The organism is Massilia alkalitolerans DSM 17462 (genome assembly GCF_000427785.1).
Classification (GTDB): Bacteria; Pseudomonadota; Gammaproteobacteria; order Burkholderiales; family Burkholderiaceae_D; genus Telluria; species Telluria alkalitolerans.
Window position 1 is genome coordinate 30,401 of the sequence record NZ_ATYR01000013.1, and the last position, 17,168, is coordinate 47,568.

At 67.0% G+C, this 17,168-nt stretch carries 16 protein-coding genes; 10 read left to right on the plus strand and 6 right to left on the minus strand.

Annotated elements, in window-relative coordinates:
- Positions 1–6: 6 nt before the first annotated feature.
- Positions 7–918, minus strand: a complete 912-nt coding sequence (locus YWC_RS0114535) for a LysR family transcriptional regulator (RefSeq protein ID WP_027866035.1) — start codon at positions 916–918, stop codon at positions 7–9.
- A 271-nt stretch (positions 919–1,189) separates the two neighbouring features.
- Between YWC_RS0114535 and YWC_RS0114540 the strand changes: the two genes are divergently transcribed.
- The 10 genes from YWC_RS0114540 (at position 1,190) to YWC_RS0114585 (ending at position 12,217) form a co-directional block, all read left to right on the plus strand.
- Positions 1,190–3,481: a TonB-dependent receptor gene (locus YWC_RS0114540; RefSeq protein WP_027866036.1), complete on the plus strand. Its 2,292-nt coding sequence runs from the start codon at positions 1,190–1,192 to the stop codon at positions 3,479–3,481.
- A gap of 121 nt (positions 3,482–3,602) precedes the next feature.
- On the plus strand, positions 3,603–4,505 hold the full coding sequence (locus YWC_RS0114545) for an alpha/beta fold hydrolase (RefSeq protein ID WP_027866037.1): 903 nt from the start codon (positions 3,603–3,605) through the stop codon (positions 4,503–4,505).
- Positions 4,506–4,524: 19 nt separating this feature from the next.
- Positions 4,525–5,727 (plus strand): substrate-binding domain-containing protein, encoded by a 1,203-nt coding sequence (locus YWC_RS0114550; RefSeq protein ID WP_027866038.1) that lies wholly within the window; start codon positions 4,525–4,527, stop codon positions 5,725–5,727.
- 1 nt (position 5,728) lies between these two features.
- Positions 5,729–6,529, plus strand: coding sequence for an ABC transporter ATP-binding protein (locus tag YWC_RS0114555; RefSeq protein ID WP_027866039.1), 801 nt, complete (start codon positions 5,729–5,731; stop codon positions 6,527–6,529).
- Positions 6,522–7,259 (plus strand): ABC transporter ATP-binding protein, encoded by a 738-nt coding sequence (locus tag YWC_RS0114560; protein ID WP_027866040.1) that lies wholly within the window; start codon positions 6,522–6,524, stop codon positions 7,257–7,259. The genes YWC_RS0114555 and YWC_RS0114560 overlap by 8 nt, the downstream gene beginning before the upstream one ends.
- Positions 7,260–7,267: 8 nt before the next feature.
- Entirely contained in the window at positions 7,268–8,308 is a 1,041-nt protein-coding gene (locus tag YWC_RS0114565) for a branched-chain amino acid ABC transporter permease (RefSeq protein WP_036214432.1), read from the plus strand.
- 5 nt (positions 8,309–8,313) lie between these two features.
- Positions 8,314–9,396, plus strand: a complete 1,083-nt coding sequence (locus YWC_RS0114570) for a branched-chain amino acid ABC transporter permease (RefSeq protein ID WP_036214477.1) — start codon at positions 8,314–8,316, stop codon at positions 9,394–9,396.
- A gap of 235 nt (positions 9,397–9,631) precedes the next feature.
- On the plus strand, positions 9,632–10,336 hold the full coding sequence (locus YWC_RS29445) for a choice-of-anchor J family PEP-CTERM protein (RefSeq protein ID WP_051306469.1): 705 nt from the start codon (positions 9,632–9,634) through the stop codon (positions 10,334–10,336).
- Between the two features lie 10 nt (positions 10,337–10,346).
- Positions 10,347–10,757, plus strand: a complete 411-nt coding sequence (locus YWC_RS0114580) for a post-PEP-CTERM-1 domain-containing protein (RefSeq protein WP_027866043.1) — start codon at positions 10,347–10,349, stop codon at positions 10,755–10,757.
- Entirely contained in the window at positions 10,754–12,217 is a 1,464-nt protein-coding gene (locus tag YWC_RS0114585) for a PA domain-containing protein (RefSeq protein WP_084416436.1), read from the plus strand. Before YWC_RS0114580 ends, YWC_RS0114585 begins: the two co-directional genes overlap by 4 nt.
- A gap of 132 nt (positions 12,218–12,349) precedes the next feature.
- Here YWC_RS0114585 and ppa read toward each other — a convergent pair whose 3' ends face one another.
- The 5 genes from ppa to hemC form a co-directional block, all read right to left on the minus strand.
- A complete protein-coding gene (gene ppa, locus YWC_RS0114590) occupies positions 12,350–12,889 on the minus strand; it encodes an inorganic diphosphatase (protein WP_027866045.1) in 540 nt (179 codons plus the stop codon).
- Positions 12,890–12,993: 104 nt separating this feature from the next.
- Entirely contained in the window at positions 12,994–14,190 is a 1,197-nt protein-coding gene (locus YWC_RS0114595) for a heme biosynthesis protein HemY (protein ID WP_084416437.1), read from the minus strand.
- Between the two features lies 1 nt (position 14,191).
- Positions 14,192–15,331: a uroporphyrinogen-III C-methyltransferase gene (locus YWC_RS0114600; protein ID WP_027866047.1), complete on the minus strand. Its 1,140-nt coding sequence runs from the start codon at positions 15,329–15,331 to the stop codon at positions 14,192–14,194.
- Entirely contained in the window at positions 15,328–16,101 is a 774-nt protein-coding gene (locus tag YWC_RS0114605) for a uroporphyrinogen-III synthase (protein ID WP_027866048.1), read from the minus strand. The genes YWC_RS0114600 and YWC_RS0114605 overlap by 4 nt, the downstream gene beginning before the upstream one ends.
- A gap of 3 nt (positions 16,102–16,104) precedes the next feature.
- Entirely contained in the window at positions 16,105–17,097 is a 993-nt protein-coding gene (gene hemC, locus YWC_RS0114610; RefSeq protein WP_371846369.1) for a hydroxymethylbilane synthase, read from the minus strand.
- Between the last annotated feature and the right edge of the window lie 71 nt (positions 17,098–17,168).

Here is a 17,168-nt window from a genome sequence, read left to right on the forward strand (position 1 = left end):
GGGCTGTCACGCGCCCGCGTCGTCCGCCACGAACAGGTCCGGATGGCTCTCCGCGCATTCGCGCAGCAGGTTCCACACCACCTTCACCCGCCGCAGCCGGTACAGGTCGGTCGGCGCCGCCAGCCAGAATGCGCGCTCGGCGTGGAAATCCGGCAGGACCCGCACCAGGCGGCCGTTGTCCGGCACCGCATAGGGCGGCGCCATCATCAGGCCCATGCCGAGCGACGCGGCTTCCAGCTGCGCCGTCATGCCCGAGCAGCACATGCGCCGCCGCGGCGTGAAACCCAGCTCGTTCAGGTAGGACAGTTCGCGGCTGGCCAGGCGGTCCTGCACGTAGTCGACGAAGTCATGGCCGGCCAGGTCGGCCTGGGTGCGGATCGGAGGATGCCTGGCCAGGTAGCCTGGTGACGCATACAGGTAGAAGTGGAAGGATGCCAGCCGCGTCACCATGTAGCGGCCGGTGGTGGGCGCGTCCATCGTGACGCCGAGGTCGGCCTCGCGGTTGGCCAGATTGGCGAAGCTGGGCAGCGCCAGCAGGTCGATCGACAGGTCGGGATGCTGCTCCAGCAGCCTGGCCAGCAGCGGCGCCACCACCCGCACCCCGAATACCTCGGGCACGCCGAGCCGCACCACGCCGTGCGCCGCCACCTCGGCCCCGCCGATCTGCTCGGCCGCCGCCAGCGCCGCGCCTTCCATCGCCTCGGCATGCGGCAGCAGCGCCCGCCCGACCTCGGTCAGCTCGTAGCCCTCGCGCGAACGGTCGAACAGGGTTGAGCCGAGCTGGGCTTCGAGCCGGTCGATGCGGCGCGCCACGGTCGTGTGCTCCACTTCCAGCCGGCGCGAGGCGCCCGACAGGGTGCCGGCGCGCGCCAGCTCCAGGAAGAATCGCAGGTCGGTCCACTCAGGCAGCGTATTCATCGGACGGCTTGTTCGATATCAAGAAGCATATTGTGCACTAGTGCACATTCCCCCTGCAATCATTTGCAGCATTTCCCATGCGGCAGCGCACAAACGGTGCGCCGCCGGATTCCTCCCTCGTCAACACGCGCACAAACCTGGTGCAGCGGGCTGTGCATTTTTGCACAAAGGGGTGGGCGATTGTTGACTATCTAACCAAACCGGAGCAAGGCACACTGCTGACCATGCGAAAACCTGAACGCATGCCGCTATCAAAAATTAGGAGACATGAATGCGTCTGACCAAGAACAAACTGAAGCTGCTGAACCCCGCCATCCAATCGGCCGTCGCCCTGCTCGTCCTCTCGGGCGGCAACGTGGCCTTCGCCCAGGAAGCCACCACTGCCCCGCCAGTGGCCAGTGCCGAAGAAGGCGGCGTCAACAAGGTGGTCGTGACCGCCCGCCGCCGCGAGGAAACCCTGCAGGACGTGCCGGTCTCGGTCACCGCCTTCAGCGCCGACCAGCTCTCCAAGGTAGCGACGCCGGACATCACCGCCCTCGCCACCGCCCTGCCGAACACCACCCTGAAAGCCTCGCGCGCCACCAACTCGACCCTGACCGCCTTCATCCGCGGCGTCGGCCAGGCCGACCCGCTGGCCGGCTTCGAGTCGGGCGTCGGCATCTACATCGACGATATCTACCTGGCCAGGCCGCAGGCTGCCGTGGCCGACATCTACGACGTCGAGCGCATCGAAGTGCTGCGCGGCCCCCAGGGCACGCTGTACGGCCGCAACACCATTGGCGGCGCCGTCAAGTACGTCACCCGCAAACTGGCGCCGCAGACCGACGCGCGCCTGCGCGCCACCATCGGCCAGTACGGCCAGAAGGAAATCGTCGCCACCGCCAGCACCCCGATCTCGGAAACCGCACGCATCGGCGGCACCTTCGCCCGCTTCAAGCGCGACGGCTTCGGCAAGAACCTGACCACCGGCGGCGAGAACTACGACAAGGATGTGACGGCGGCCCGCCTGTCGGCCGAGTTCACCCCTAACCAGGACCTGTTCATCCGCATCGCCGGCGACGTCACCCAGGACGACTCCAGCCCGAAGAACGGCCACCGCCTGATCGTCGGCCGCACCAGCGGCGCCCCGATCCTCTCGAACGTCTTCGACACCCGCGCCAACCTGATGAAGGCGCTCGGCAAGGACCAGGAAGTCAAGGCGCACGGCGTGTCGGCCACCGTCGAATACACCCTCAACAACGAGTGGACCGTGAAATCGATCACAGCCTCGCGCAAGGACAAGTCCTATGCGCCGATCGACTTCGACTCGCTGGCGGTGGTCGACATGGAAGTCCCGGCCCTGTACACCAACAAGCAGTTCAGCCAGGAATTCAACCTCACCTACACCGGCGACAAACTGGCAGGCGTGGCCGGCATCTACTACATCGATGCCAACGCCTTCAACCACTTCGACACCATCCTGGGCGGCGCGGTCCCGACCTCGACCTACACGATGGGCGACATCGACACCAAGGCCTGGGCGATCTACGCCGACGGCAGCTACAACGTCACCGACGCCTTCAGCGTCTCGCTGGGCGGCCGTTACACCGTCGACAAGCGTGAAGCCGAAGTGCTGCGCCAGATTTACCTGGGCGCGGGCGGCTCGCCGGCCCTGGGCAATGCCGGCGCCATCCTGTTCCGCACCGACACCGACCTGCGTGGCGGCGTCCTGAAGCGCGAAGACAAGAAGTTCACCCCGCGCGTGGCCCTCAACTACAAGCTGAACCAGGACCACAACGTCTACGCGTCCTACTCCGAAGGCTTCAAGGGCGGCGGCTTCGAGCCGCGCCTGAACGTGGTCGGCACCCGCATCCCGATCGCGGTGGCGCAGCGCGGCTACGAGCCGGAAACCATCGAGACCTACGAACTGGGCCTGAAGTCGGCCTTCAACGGCGGCCGCATCACCACCAACGCGGCGGTGTTCTACAGCGACTACCAGGACGTGCAGATCCCAGGTTCGGTGGCGATCGACACCAACGGCGACGGCAAGGACGACAGCTTCGCCGGCGTGACCACCAACGCGGGCAAGGCCAAGATCAAGGGCGCGGAACTGGAAGCCGTGGCCAATCTCACCCCGAACTTCATGATCGCGGGCATGTACAGCTACATCGACGCCGAGTACAAGGAATACATCGCGGCCGGCGTCAACGTGGCGAGCCAGCGCACCTTCCAGAACACCCCGAAGAACTCGGCCAACCTGCGCTTCAACTACGACATCCCGATGCCGGTCGCAGGCCATGGCGGCAAGCTGTCTCTGATCGGCAGCGCCTCGTACAAGGGCGCCACCGCCCAGTTCGAGACCGCATCGCTGCTGGACCAGGAGTCGTACAAGCTGTATGACGCGAGCATCGTCTGGACGCGCACCGATGGCAAGGTCCGCGTCGGCCTGCACGGCAAGAACCTGAGCGACAAGCACTACAAGACCGGCGGCTATCTGTTCCCGACCCTGGGCAACGAAGGCACCCTGACCGCGTTCTACGGCAACCCACGCCAGGTCTCGGCAACGCTCGAGTACCGCTTCTAAACCTTCCACCGAAGTACCCGCAGCAGCTCCAGGCTGGCGCCCCTCGCGGCGCCGGCCGGGAGGTTTGCCGCCCGAACAAACGCTTCAAAGCGCCCCGAACGAACACAGGATACAAGCCAGCGTGTCTATCTACACACCAATCAGCTACACCAGCAGCGACGGGCTGGCGCTGTACGCGCGCGATTATCCGCCAACAAGCGCGGCGACAGGCGCGGCCGCCGACGCCGGCGCCGGCGCGCGGCTGCCGGTCATCTGCATCCACGGCCTGACACGCAACTCCGCCGACTTCGACGAACTCGCGCCCATACTTTCGGCCATGGGCCGGCGCGTGATCGCGGTCGACGTGCGCGGCCGCGGCCACTCGGCGCACGACCCCAATCCCGACAACTACAACCCGAACGTCTACGCCGCCGACGTCACCCGGCTGATGGAGCACCTGGGCCTGGGGCGCGCCATCTTCGTGGGCACCTCGATGGGAGGCCTGATCACCATGACCCTGGCGGCGCGTCGCCTCGATCTGATCGCCGCCGCCGTCCTCAACGACGTCGGCCCGGTGTTGTCGGTGCGCGGCCTGCAGCGCATCGCAGGCTATGCGGGCCGCTGCAATGCGCTCGCGAGCTGGGACGACGCTGCCGCCTACCTGCGCGACATCAACGCTTGCGCCTTCCCCGACAACTCCGACGAGGAATGGGGCAAGTGGGCGCGCCGCGCCTTCGAACAGAAGGATGACGGCAGGCTGGCGCTGCGTTACGATCCGAACATCGCGAATGCGATACAGACGGGTAAACTGCGTCCGACCTCGCTGGCCGCGCGCATGGCCTTCCGCCGGCTGGCGCGGCGCCGCCCCACCCTCCTGGTGCGCGGTGCGCTGTCCGACCTGGTCGAGCAGGAACAGGCCGACTGGATGCGCAAGGCCGCCCCGGAACTGCATTACGCGGAAGTGCCGAACGTCGGCCATGCGCCCATGCTCACCGAGCCGGAAGCGCTGGAGGCGATCCGCGCTTTCCTGTCCAAGCTACCGTAAGAATCACAAGGAGACTGACATGCATCACCTGATCAAACCCCTGCCCATCGCCATCGTCGCCGCCTTCGCGGCGAGCGCTGCGCCTGGCGCGTATGCACAGGGCAAGGACCTGAAGATCGCCCTCATCGCCGGCAAGACCGGCCCGCTCGAAGCCTATGCCAAGGAAACCGAGACCGGCTTCATGATGGGCCTCGAGTATCTCACCGGCGGCACCATGCAGATCAATGGGCGCAAGATCAAGGTCATCGTCAAGGACGACCAGTCCAACCCGTCGCTGGGCCGCACCCTGCTGGCCGAAGCCTACGGCGACGACAAGGTCGACATCGCGGTCGGCACCACCTCGTCCGGCTCGGCCATCGCCATGCTGCCGGTCGCCAAGGAATACAAGAAGGTGCTGATCGTCGAACCGGCCGTGGCCGACGCGATCACCCAGGAAAAGTGGAACAAGTACATCTTCCGCACCGCGCGCAGCTCGATGCAGGATGCGCTGGCCGCCGCCAGCACCTTCAAGAGCGGCAGCGTCGGTTTCCTGGCGCAGGACTACGCCTTCGGGCGCGACGCCATCGAGGCCGGCAAGGAAGCGCTCAAGACCACCGGCAGCAAGGCCGTCGTCGTGCACGAGGAATACGCGCCGGCCACCGCCACCGACTTCACCGCACCGGCCCAGCGCCTGTTCGACAAGCTCAAGGACAAGCCGCAGCCGCGCGTGCTGCAGATCGTCTGGGCCGGCCCGAATCCGCTGAACAAGATCGCCGACATGAAGCCGGAGCGCTTCGGCATCGCGCTGGCCCCGGGCGGCAACATCCTGCCGGTGATGAAGACCTGGAAGAATTTCGCCGGCACCGAAGGCACCATCAACTACTACTACGGCTTCCCGAAGAACAAGATGAACGACTGGCTGGTGGCCGAGCACACCAAGCGCTTCAAGATGCCGCCCGATATGTTCACCGCCGGCGGGATGGCCGCAGCCGGCGCGGTGGTTGCCGCGCTGTCGAAGGCGCCCAACGCCAAGAACGGCGACGAGATGGTGGCGGCAATGGAAGGCCTGTCCTTCGAAACGCCGAAGGGCCGGATGAGCTTCCGCAAGGAAGACCACCAGGCGATCCAGCCGATGTACCACTTCCGCATCAAGAAGGACCAGAAGAACGAGTGGGACCTGCTGGAACTGGTGCGCGAGATCCCTGCGTCCGAACTGCCGCTGCCGGTGCGGAACAAGCGCTGACATGACGGCTCCCGCATCGCTGCAGTCCGCTGCACCTTCCCTGTCCACCCGCGACCTGAGCATCCGCTTCGGCGGCCACGTCGCGGTGAACGCGGTGACGGCGGACTTTTATCCCGGCACCCTGACGGTCATCGTCGGGCCCAACGGCGCCGGCAAGACCACCTACTTCAACCTGGTGTCGGGGCAACTGCCCGCCACCTCGGGCAGCGTGTTCGTGAATGGCCAGGACATCACCCGCGCGGGCGCCGCCAAGCGCACCCGCCTGGGAGTAGGCCGGGCCTTCCAGCTCACCAACCTGTTCCCCAACCTGACGGTGGCGGAAAACGTACGACTGGCAGTGCAGAGCCGCGCCGGCCTGGGCCTGAACTTCTTCTCGATCTGGTCGAGCCACCGGGAACCCATCGCGCGCGCCGAGCATTACCTGGAGCGCGTGGGCCTGGTCAAGCGCCGCGACGCCTACGTGGCGACGCTCTCGCACGGCGACCAGCGCAAGCTGGAAGTGGCGATCCTGCTGGCGCTGGAACCCAGCATCATGATGTTCGACGAACCCACCGCCGGCATGAGCGTGGACGAAGTGCCGGTGGTGCTCGACCTGATCCATGCCGTCAAGCAGGAGCGCAACAAGACCGTGCTGCTGGTCGAGCACAAGATGGACGTGGTGCGCGCCCTGGCCGACCGCATCATCGTGCTGCACAACGGCACCCTGGTCGCGGACGGCAAACCAGCCGAGGTCATGCAATCGAAGATCGTACAGGAAGCCTATCTTGGAACACCTGAATCAACAAACGTCGCACATGCCTGATACCTCCAACGAGCCGCTGCTCGTCCTGAAGGGCGTGCACACCCACATCGGCCAGTACCACATCCTGCAGGGCGTCGACCTGGTGGTCCCGCGCGGCGGCCTGTCGATCCTGCTGGGCCGCAACGGCGCCGGCAAGACCACGACCCTGCGCACCATCATGGGCCTGTGGAAGGCCAGCGCCGGCTCCATCACTTTCGAGGGCCGCGACATCACGAAGATGGCCACGCCCGACATCTCCCGCCTGGGAATAGCCTACGTCCCGGAAAGCATGGCCGTGTTCTCCGACCTGACCGTGCGCGAAAATTTGTACCTCGCCGCCCGGAACGGTCCTTTGGACGAGGCGCGCGTGGACTGGATCTGCGGCTTCTTCCCGGCCCTGAAGAAATTCTGGAACTACCCGGCCGGGAACCTCTCGGGCGGCCAGAAGCAGATGGTGGCGATCGCGCGCGCGATCGTCGAGCCGCGCAAGCTGCTGCTGGTCGACGAACCGACCAAGGGCCTGGCCCCGGCCATCATCCAGAGCCTGATGGCCGCCTTCCGCGAACTGAAGGACACCAGCACCAGCATCCTGCTGGTCGAGCAGAACTTCAACTTTGTCCGTTCGCTGGGCGACACGGTCAGCGTGATGGACGACGGCCGCGTCGTGCATGCCGGCTCGATGGCGGCGTTGGCGGACGACGACGAGCTGCAACAGCGCCTGCTTGGCCTGTCGCTCGATTCACATCAATAGGAATCACCATGAGTGCAACTCTTCCCATTGCCAGCAAGGACACGCCGCAGCCGAGCAACACGCCCTTGCCGAAGGCCCCGCGCGACATCGCGCCGCTGCTGCTGGTGCCGGTCCTGATGCTCGCCATGCTGCCCCTGGTCGGCAGCTTCCCCACCTGGGTCACCCTGACCGTCGCCGGCCTGGCGATGGGCATGATGATCTTCATCATGGCGAGCGGCCTGACCCTCGTGTTCGGCCTGATGAGCGTGCTGAACTTCGGCCACGGCGCCTTCGTGTCGGTCGGCGCCTTCGCTGCCACCACGGTGCTGCTGCCGATGCAGGGCTGGCTCGAAATGGACTCGCTCCTGATCAACCTCGGCGTGCTGGCGCTGGCCATCACGGTGTCGATGATCGTCACCGCATTATTAGGGTGGGCCTTCGAGCGGGTGATCATCATGCCGGTCTACGGCCAGCACCTGAAGCAGATCCTGATCACCATGGGCGGCATGATCGTGGCCGAGCAGCTGATCCACGTGATCTGGGGCGCCGAGACCATCGCCCTGCCGCTGCCGACCGCGCTGCGCGGCGCCATCTTCCTGGGCGACGCGGCGATCGAGAAATACCGCCTGGTGGCTGTCGTGATCGGCCTGCTGGTCTTCGTCGGCATGTTCCTGACCCTGAACCGCAGCAAGATCGGCCTCCTGATCCGCGCCGGCGTCGAGAACGGCGAGATGGTCGAAGCGCTCGGCTACCGCATCAAGCGCCTGTTCGTGATCGTGTTCGCAGCCGGCTCGGCGCTCGCCGGCATGGGCGGCGTGCTGTGGGGCCTGTACAAGGAGACGCTGACTGCCGCGATGGGCGGCGAGATGATGGTCCTGATCTTCATCGTCATCATCATCGGCGGCCTCGGTTCCGTGGGCGGCTGCTTCATCGGCGCCCTGCTCATGGCGCTGGTTACCAACTACGCCGGTTTCCTGGCGCCCAAGGTCGCGCTGGTCTCGAACATCATCCTGATGATCGCGATCCTGCTGTGGCGTCCGGCCGGCCTGTACTCGAAGATGCGGGGTTGATGAACATGCTGCACCGACTTTTATCCGCCGACATGCCGCGCAGCCGCCTGCTGTCCGCGGTGCTGCTCCTGATCCTGCTGGGACTGGCCTTCGCGCCCTTCCTCTTCTCGGGCGCGCGTCCGCTCAACACCGCCGCCACGATCTGCGTCTACATCGTGCTGGTGGCGTCCTACGACCTGCTGCTGGGCTACACGGGCATCGTTTCTTTCGCCCACACCATGTTCTACGGCATCGGCGCCTACGGGATCGGCCTCGGGCTGGCGCGCGTGGACGAGCCGACCTGGAGCGCGGCGCTGACCGGCCTCGGCATCGCCCTGCTGCTGGCGCTGGCGCTGGCCCTGGTGGTCGGCCTGTTCGCCCTGCGCGTGCGCGCCATCTTCTACGCCATGATCACGCTGGCCGTCGCTTCCTCGTTCGCGGTGCTGGCCTCGCAGCTGTCGGACTTCACCGGCGGCGAGGATGGCATCACCTTCAGCGTGCCCGAAGTGCTCACGCCCGGTTTCACGCTGATGGAGAACGAGGTCTTCGGGCGCTCCATCGACGGCAAGCTGCTCACCTACTACCTGGTGTTCTTCGGCTGCCTGCTGCTGTTCCTGTTCCTGCTGCGCCTGGTAAATTCGCCGTTCGGCCGGGTATTGCAGGCGATCCGCGAGAACGAGTTCCGCGCCGAGGCGCTGGGCTACCGCACCATGACCTACCGCATCTGGGCCAACTGCCTGGCGGCGCTGGTGGCGGCGCTGGCCGGCGCGCTGATGGCCCTGTGGCTGCGCTACGTGGGCCCGGACACTTCGCTCGGCTTCAAGGTGATGACCGACATCCTCCTGATCGTCGTCATCGGCGGCATGGGCACGATGTACGGCGCGGTGGTGGGCGCGGCCCTGTTCATCATCGCGCAGAACTACCTGCAGGGACTGATGGGCGCGGGTTCGGAAGCGCTGGCCGGCGTGCCGATGCTGGCGGCGCTGCTGCATCCGGATCGCTGGATGCTGTGGCTCGGCGTACTGTTCATCCTGTCGATCTATTTCTTCCCGATCGGGATCGTCGGCAAGCTGAGGTTGCGCAGTTTCCTGGCGCGGCGACCCAGCTAGCCCCACTTTCATTTCTCGGCAGCACCTCACGGCCTCCCTTGCGGAGGCCGTTTTCTTTTCCCCGATTTAGTTCCCCTCCCGCCCTTGAGCCGGGCCGTGTCCTGGTCTACCCGCATTGAATGAACATCAAGCTTGCTCGTCGCCCTGCCCATACCATAAAGACAACCATGGGCTCGCCGTCAGCCAGCGCGCGTGGACCACCATTATCTTTCTGGCTCAGTACGAAAGGGGAATCATGAAGCGACTTACCTCACTCGTCGGCGCGGCGCTCGTCGCGGCGGCCACGTGGGCGCCACTGCCGGGCCATGCCGCCGGCCTTGTCGTCCTCGACGAAGGCTTCGGCAGCGTGGCCGGCCTGTCCGACTGGGCGCAGATCAACCGCAGTACGCCACCCGGGAACGCATGGTTCCAGGGCAATACCAGCATTTTTTCCGCACAATCGGGCGCAGCCGGCTCCTATGCCGGCGTCAATTACCTGAGCGCCGCCAACGGCCTCGGCCTCGTGGACAACTGGCTGATCACCCCGACCCTGTCGCTGAACGGCCTGACCACCCTGTCCTTCTTCACCAACCGCGCGCCCGATCCCGGCTTCTTCGACCAGCTCGAGGTGCGCTTCAGCTACGGCGGCAACACCAGCGCCGACGGCTTCGACACCCTGCTCCTGACCATCGGCGGCGAGAACAGTTTTCCCACGCAGTGGGCGCAATGGACGACGAGCCTCGATGTCCAAGGAGAAGGACGCTTCGCTTTCCGCTACCTCGGTAATGCCGAGACGCTTTCCTACATCGGGCTCGACACCGTCAAGGTGGTCACCGCCGTGCCGGAGCCGTCGACCTACCTGATGCTGCTGGCGGGCCTCGGCGCCGTCGGGGCGCATGCCCGGCGCCTGCGCAGGCGGGCGCCAGCGCCATCCATCAAAGAGGCGCCCCCCACCGTTTGAGGAGAATGCCATGTTCATCCATAAATTGATGTGCTTCCTGCCGCTTGCCGCGCTGGCCCTCCCCGCCTGCGCCCAGCAAACCGAATCCCAGGCGGCGCCAGCCCAGCAGGGCATGGTGGTCGTGCGCGACGCCGACACCGGCGAACTGCGCGCCCCCACCGCGGACGAGGCGCGCGCCCTGCACCCACGCACCAACGCCTCGGCGGCGGGCGTGGCCGCGCCCGCGCCGAAGATGGTCACCGGCCCCGGCGGACGCCGCTCGGTCCAGCTCGGCGAACGCGGCATGGTGTATTCGGTCGTCACCCGCGGCGCCGACGGCAAGCTCGAGGAGCAATGCGTGCACGGCGCGCATGCCGCCGACCATGCGGTCCACGGCGCGCACAAGCACGGCGCCGCCAAGCAAGAGGAGCATCGCCAATGAAAGCTGCCAAGTTCACCGCCCACCTCCGCAGTTTCGCCGCCACGCTGGCCTGCGCGCTTGCCGCCACCTTTGCCGTCATGCTCGGCGGCATCGGCGCCGCGCAGGCGGCCGCCACCATCGTCATCGTCAACCTGAACGCGCCCGGCGAAGGCTTCAACGACCCGACGCCGGCCGCACCCGTCGGCGGCAACACCGGCACCACGCTGGGCGCACAGCGCCTGATCGCCTTCCAGCGCGCAGCAAGCATCTGGGGCGCCACACTCGACAGCACCGTGACGATCCGCATCGGCGCCGCCTTCGTGCCGCTGTCCTGCACGGCCAGCGGCGCGGTGCTCGGTTCCGCCGGCGCCGCCGAGATCTGGACCGATTTCCCGAACGCGCCGCGCGCCAACACCTGGTATCCGGCGGCGCTGGCCAGCAAGCTGGCCGGCGCAGACCTGACCGCGCCGGAAGACCCGCACATCATTGCGCGCTTCAACTCGCGCCTCGGCCTGTTCCCCGATTGCCTGCCCGGCTCGCCCTTCTACCTGGGCCTGGACCGACGTGCCAACGGCCAGATCGACCTGGTCACGGTGCTGCTGCACGAAATGGCGCACGGGCTCGGCTTCCAGACCTTCACCGACGACGAAACGGGCGAGCTGTTCTTCGGCATCCCCTCGATCTGGGACTACTACCTGGTGAACAACCGCAACAATATGCCGTGGGTGGCCATGACCGACGAGCAGCGCCGCATCTCCGCCATCACCTGGCGCGGCCTGTCCTGGAACGGCCCGAACGTCACCGCCGCGGTGCCGCGCGTGCTGGCGCCACGCAGCAACCTGAACATCGGCGGCGCGAACGCCGGGGCCGCCAGGGGTGATTACTACGTCGGCGATGCGTCCTTCGGTCCGCCGGTGGGCGCCCGCGCCGTGAGCGGCCAGCTGATGCCGGTGGTCGACCAGCCAAACGGCACCGGGCTGGCCTGCACGCCGCTCAGCTTCAACAATGCCCTGGCCGTGCGCAACAACATCGCCCTGGTGGACCGCGGCAGCTGCGATTTCGTCACCAAGGCGGGTAACGTGCAGGCGGTCGGCGCGATCGGCATGCTGGTGGTGGACAATGTCCCGGGTGACGTCATCGGCCTGAGCGGCGCCGACCCGAGCATCAGGATCCCGTCGCTGCGCATCACCTTGTCCGATGGCGTCGCCATCAAGGCCGCGCTGCAGCAGCGCTCGCGGACGATGTCGGGCGTGATCGCCACCTTCGGCATCGACCCCACCCGGCTGGCGGGCACCGACCGGCAACGGCGCATCCTGATGTACAGCCCCAGCATCAACCAGCCGGGGTCCTCGGTGTCGCACTACACCACCGAAGCCAAGCCGAACCAGCTGATGGAGCCCTCGATCAACGCCGACCTGCGGCACGTGGTCAGACCGCCGTACGACCTGACCTTCCCGCTGCTGCGCGATATCGGCTGGTAATGCGCGGCTGGTAATGCGCGGCTGGTAATGCGCGGCTGGTAATAAAAAAGCCGGCATCCCGTGAGGGACGCCGGCTTTTATCGCTTGCAAGACCCGCTGCGTGCGTGCACGCGGCGCGTCATGCACCGATGCTTATTCCTGGCCCTTGCGCTTGAACGCTTCGACGCCGCTGGTGATCTCGGCCTTGGCGGCTTCCGCATCGGCCCAGCCTTCGATCTTGACCCACTTGCCCGGCTCGAGGTCCTTGTAGTGCTCGAAGAAGTGCTGAATCTGCTGCAGGCGCAGTTCTTCCAGGTCTTCCAGCTTCTGGATCTTCTTGTACATCGGCAGGACCTTCTCGACCGGCACGGCGATGACCTTGGCGTCGCCGCCGCCGTCATCGGTCATCTTCAGCACGCCCAGCGCGCGGCAGCGCACCACCACGCCCGGCGGCAGCGGGAACGGGGTGATCACGAGCACGTCGCATGGGTCGCCGTCGTCGGCGATGGTCTGCGGCACGTAGCCGTAGTTGCACGGATAGTGCATGGCGGTACCCATGAAGCGGTCGACGAAGATGGCGCCGCTGTCCTTGTCGACCTCGTACTTGACCGGGTCGGCGTTCATCGGGATCTCGATGATGACGTTGAAGTCGTTCGGCACGTCTTTGCCGGCTGGGACGTTATTCAGGCTCATGGAATTCCTTGCTTGCTGAAGTTTTAATAAGGTGCGTCATTATAGCGAAAGCGGCAAGCGGATGGCGCGTCCGGTGGCGGCGCGCATCCGCCGACGACCCGGCGTCAGAGGATGCTGGCCAGCGCACATTGCCGGTAATGGTGCGCCGCTTCCCCCTCCTGACCCAGCGCCTCGTGCATCTGGGCCAGCTTGAGGTGCGCCTCGCGCACCATCGCCGCATCGAGGGCGTCCGACAGCGCCTGCTCCAGGTAGCGCTGCGCCTTGCCCCACAGCTTCTGCTTCAGACATAAGGCGCCGAGGGTCAGGGCCAGCTCGGCGTCCCGCGGACGTTCCTTGAGCCAGGCCTCACAGTGCTCGATCTGGGCCAGCAACGAGGGCGAGCCGCTGGGGCCGGCCGCTTCGCGGTAGGCGCGCACCACACAGTCGTCCCAGTTGGCCTTGAGCGCCTCTTCGGCAATCTGGCGCGCCTCGTCGTGCAGGCCGCAGGCATTGAAGACATTGGCGGCGCGCGCCGCGACCGTGGGCAGGGTGCGCTCCGCCACCGGTACGCCGGCCCAGAGGCGGCGGATCGCTTCCGCATCGACGTTGCGCTCGGATAGCAGGGCCTCATAGGCCAGCTCGCGCAGCCGCGTCGACAGCGCTGGATGCAGGGCCTTGCGCTTGTCGAGGACGCGCACCAGGCGCAGCACTTCCGGCCAGTTGCGCGCCTGCTGGTGGGCCTTCATCGACCATTGCAGCGCGTGGATGTGACGCTGACCGCTGGCGTTGAGTTCGGCGACCGCCTCGAGCGCGGCTTCCGGCTGGTGGTCGTCGACCAGCAGCTCGGTCACCGTCATCAGGCGCGCGGTCTTGAGCGTGTTGTCGTGGACGATGCCGGCCAGCCAGGCGTCGCGCCTGCCCGGTTCGCGCATGCGGTGCGCGGCCCTGGCACCGATCAGGGCCGCCAGGCCGGCGTTCTCGGGGAGCTCGGCGGCGCGCATGGCGGCTTTCTCGGCGTGGCCGAAGCGGCCTTCGAACAGGGCCTTGAGCGCGTCGCGCAAGCCCTTGTTGCCTTCGCGCTCGCGCTTGCGCTGGCGGTAGGCGGCCACGCGCTGCGGCATCTTGAGGGTGGATTTCAGCGCCCGCACCAGGCCATAGAAGGTCAGGAACAGCAGCACCAGCAGCACGACGAACAGGTTGAGCGACATGTCCAGCCGGTGCGGCGGGTAGAACAGCACCACGTTGCCCGGGTTGAAGCGTGCCGTCACGGCGATGCCGATGGCCGCGGCCATCAGGGCGACTAACCAGAGGAGGAGCCGCATCTTATTGCTTCGCCTTGTAGTTGCGCACCGCGTTCAGGCTCTCGGACAACGTCGGCATCTCGATCGTCAGGTTGTTCGCCTGCACCTGGCGCAGCGCGGCTTGCGCCGACTGGGTGGCGCGGGCGCGGGTGTCGAAATACTTGAGCAGGATTTCCTGGCTGCCAGCCAGGTCGTCGCGGAAGGTCGCCTCGTTGCGCGACAACAGGGCCAGGCGCGCGTTCAGCAGGCGCAGCTTGAGGTTTTCGCGCACGAAGAAGGATTCGGTGGGCGAGAGCATCAGCGCTTCCGGCGTGTCGACGCTGCGCACGCGCACCAGCTGGCGCACGTCGTCCCACATCTCCTGGCTCCAGTTGCGCCAGGTCTGGATCATGCGCTGGCCCAGGCTCAGCTTGTCCGGCGCGGCTTCGGCAGCGCCGTTGGCAACACTGTTGCCAGCTTGCTTTCGGGTGCCGCGCACCGGGGCCGCCGGCAGCAGCGGCCTTTCGTCGGACAGCATCGGCAGCGTGTCGACCTGGGCGATGACGTTGTCCAGGCGCAGCGCGACGCCGGCCAGGTCGACCGCCGGCATCGCCTTCAGGCGCTCGATGTCGGCGCCGATGGCGCGGCGGATGTTCAGGAACTGCGGCTTGTCCGAACGGCCCAGCGAACGGTCGGCATTCTGCAACGCGATCAGGGCGCCCTGCACGTTGCCGGCCAGCTGCAGCTGCTGGCTGGCGGTGTTCAGCACCTGCTCGACCTCGGACAGCGCCCATTCGTCGCGGTTCTTCGACAGGTCCTGGTAGAGCTGCTCGAGCGCCAGCTGCTGGGTCTGGGCCTCGGACTGGCGGCTTTCCAGCACGCCAACCTTGATCTGCAGCTCCTTGGCCGTATCCGAGACCTCGCGCGCCAGCGCCGCGGTTTCGGCATTCACGGCGTTGCCTTTCTGCAGGCTTTGCGCCATGTCGCGGCGCAGGGTGTTGATGCGGCTGTGCGAGGTCCAGGTCTGCACCGCCAGCAGCAGGGCCAGGATGGCGACCGCCGCCGGCAGGGGGCGCTGCAGCGCCTGGAGCAGTCCCTCCCCCCTCGACGCGGGCGCCGGCGCCTTCTGCAGCGTGACGCTGCCAGGCGGGATGTGTTCTGGATTATTTTGTTGTTCGTTCATTCTTGAGATTGTATCGCGGCAAGTAAGCGTGCGTCGCCAGAACCCGTGAGGGTGATCCGATCGCATCCGAGCGCGCGCGCCGTCTCCGCTATCCGTGCATGGGGAACGATCAGGTGCTGCGCCTGCAAGCGGGTCAGCCCCGTAGCGGGATCGAGCTCCTGCACCAGCCCCGCCAGGCCGCGCAAGGCTTCCGAACTCGTGATTATCCAGTCGTTTGGCGCTGCCAGCAAGGCGTCCAGCTCGGCCGCCAGCGCCGCGCTCAAGGGCGGCACGCTGCGGCGGTAGGCGGCGACCGGGGCGACCTGCGCCCCGGTCGCGCGCAGGGTGTCGGCCATCAGTTCGCGCCCGCTTTCGCCGCGCACGATCAACACGCGGCGACCGGCGAAGGCCGACAGGTCGAGGCTGGCCAGCAGGTGTTCCGAATCGCTGTTGGCCGGATCCGGCGGGCAATGGATGGTGGCGTTCTCGTCCGTGACCCCATGGCGGGCCAGCGCCGCGCGGCTGCCCTCTCCCACCACGCCGATCGGCACGCCGGCCGGCCAGCCGTCCAGGTGGGCAAACGCGGCATCCACCGCATTCGGCGAGACGAACACGACCATCGCACAGGACTGCAGCCCGGCCAGCGCCGCGCGCAGCGGCGCGGTATCGTCGAGCGGCGCGATCTCGAGCAGCGGCAACACCACGGCCCGGCGCCCGAGCGCGCACACGGCCTGGGCCAGCGGCTGCGCCTGGGCGCGCGGCCGGGTGATGACGACGGCCCGATCAGGCATGTGTCAGCCGCCCTGGCTTGGCGCCGGCGACGCTTCGGCGGCCGTCTCCTGCGCCGCCTCCTGCTTGCACGCTTCCAGGATTGCATGCGCATCCTGGTCTTCCAGCAGGATCGCCACCTGTTCGCCGAGGAATTCCGGATGCTCCCAGGAGCCCGCCACTTCGGCATGCGCGGTGCGCTGGCCGTCCGGCGTTGCCACCATCGCACGCAGGCGCATGGCGCTGCCGCTAACGGTCGCGAAGGCGGCCAGCGGAATCTGGCAGCTACCGCCGAAGATCTTCGACACCTTGCGCTCGGCCGTCACGGCGCGCGCGGTGGCCTCGTGGTTCAGCGGCGCCAGGAGAGCGCGCAGGTCGACGCCGTCGCTGCGCGCGCTGCTGACGATCTCGATCGCCATCGCGCCCTGCCCGGCCGCCGGCAGGCTGTCTTCGGGTTCCAGGAGCGCGCGGATGCGCTGGGGCAGGCCGAGGCGCTTCAGGCCGGCCGCCGCCAGGATGATGGCGGCATATTCGCCGCGGTCCAGCTTGGCCAGGCGGGTGTCGAGGTTGCCGCGCAGCGGCTTGATGACGAGTTGCGGGTAGCGCGCGGCGATCAGGGCCTGGCGGCGCAGGCTGCTGGTGCCGACGATGCTGCCTGCCGGCAGTTCGGCCAGGCCGGCGAAGTCGTTCGACACGAAGGCGTCGCGCGGGTCTTCGCGCTCGAGCACGGCAGCCAGCTCGAAGCCTTCCGGCAGTTCCATCGGCACGTCCTTGAGCGAGTGCACGGCCAGGTCGGCGCGGCCTTCGGCCATCGCCACCTCCAGCTCCTTGACGAACAGGCCCTTGCCGCCTACCTTGGAGAGCGTCCGGTCGAGGATCTGGTCGCCGCGTGTTGTCATTCCGAGAATTTCAACGCTGCACTGCGGATATAATGCGGCGAGTCGGGCACGCACATGTTCCGCCTGCCACATGGCCAGGCGGCTCTCGCGGGATGCGATAATGAGCTTTTGAGGCGTCAGCTTCGCAGGCGCTTCCTGCGCCGATTCATTTGCTTTCAACACGGATTCTTTCACTGTCATCTAGCCTACCA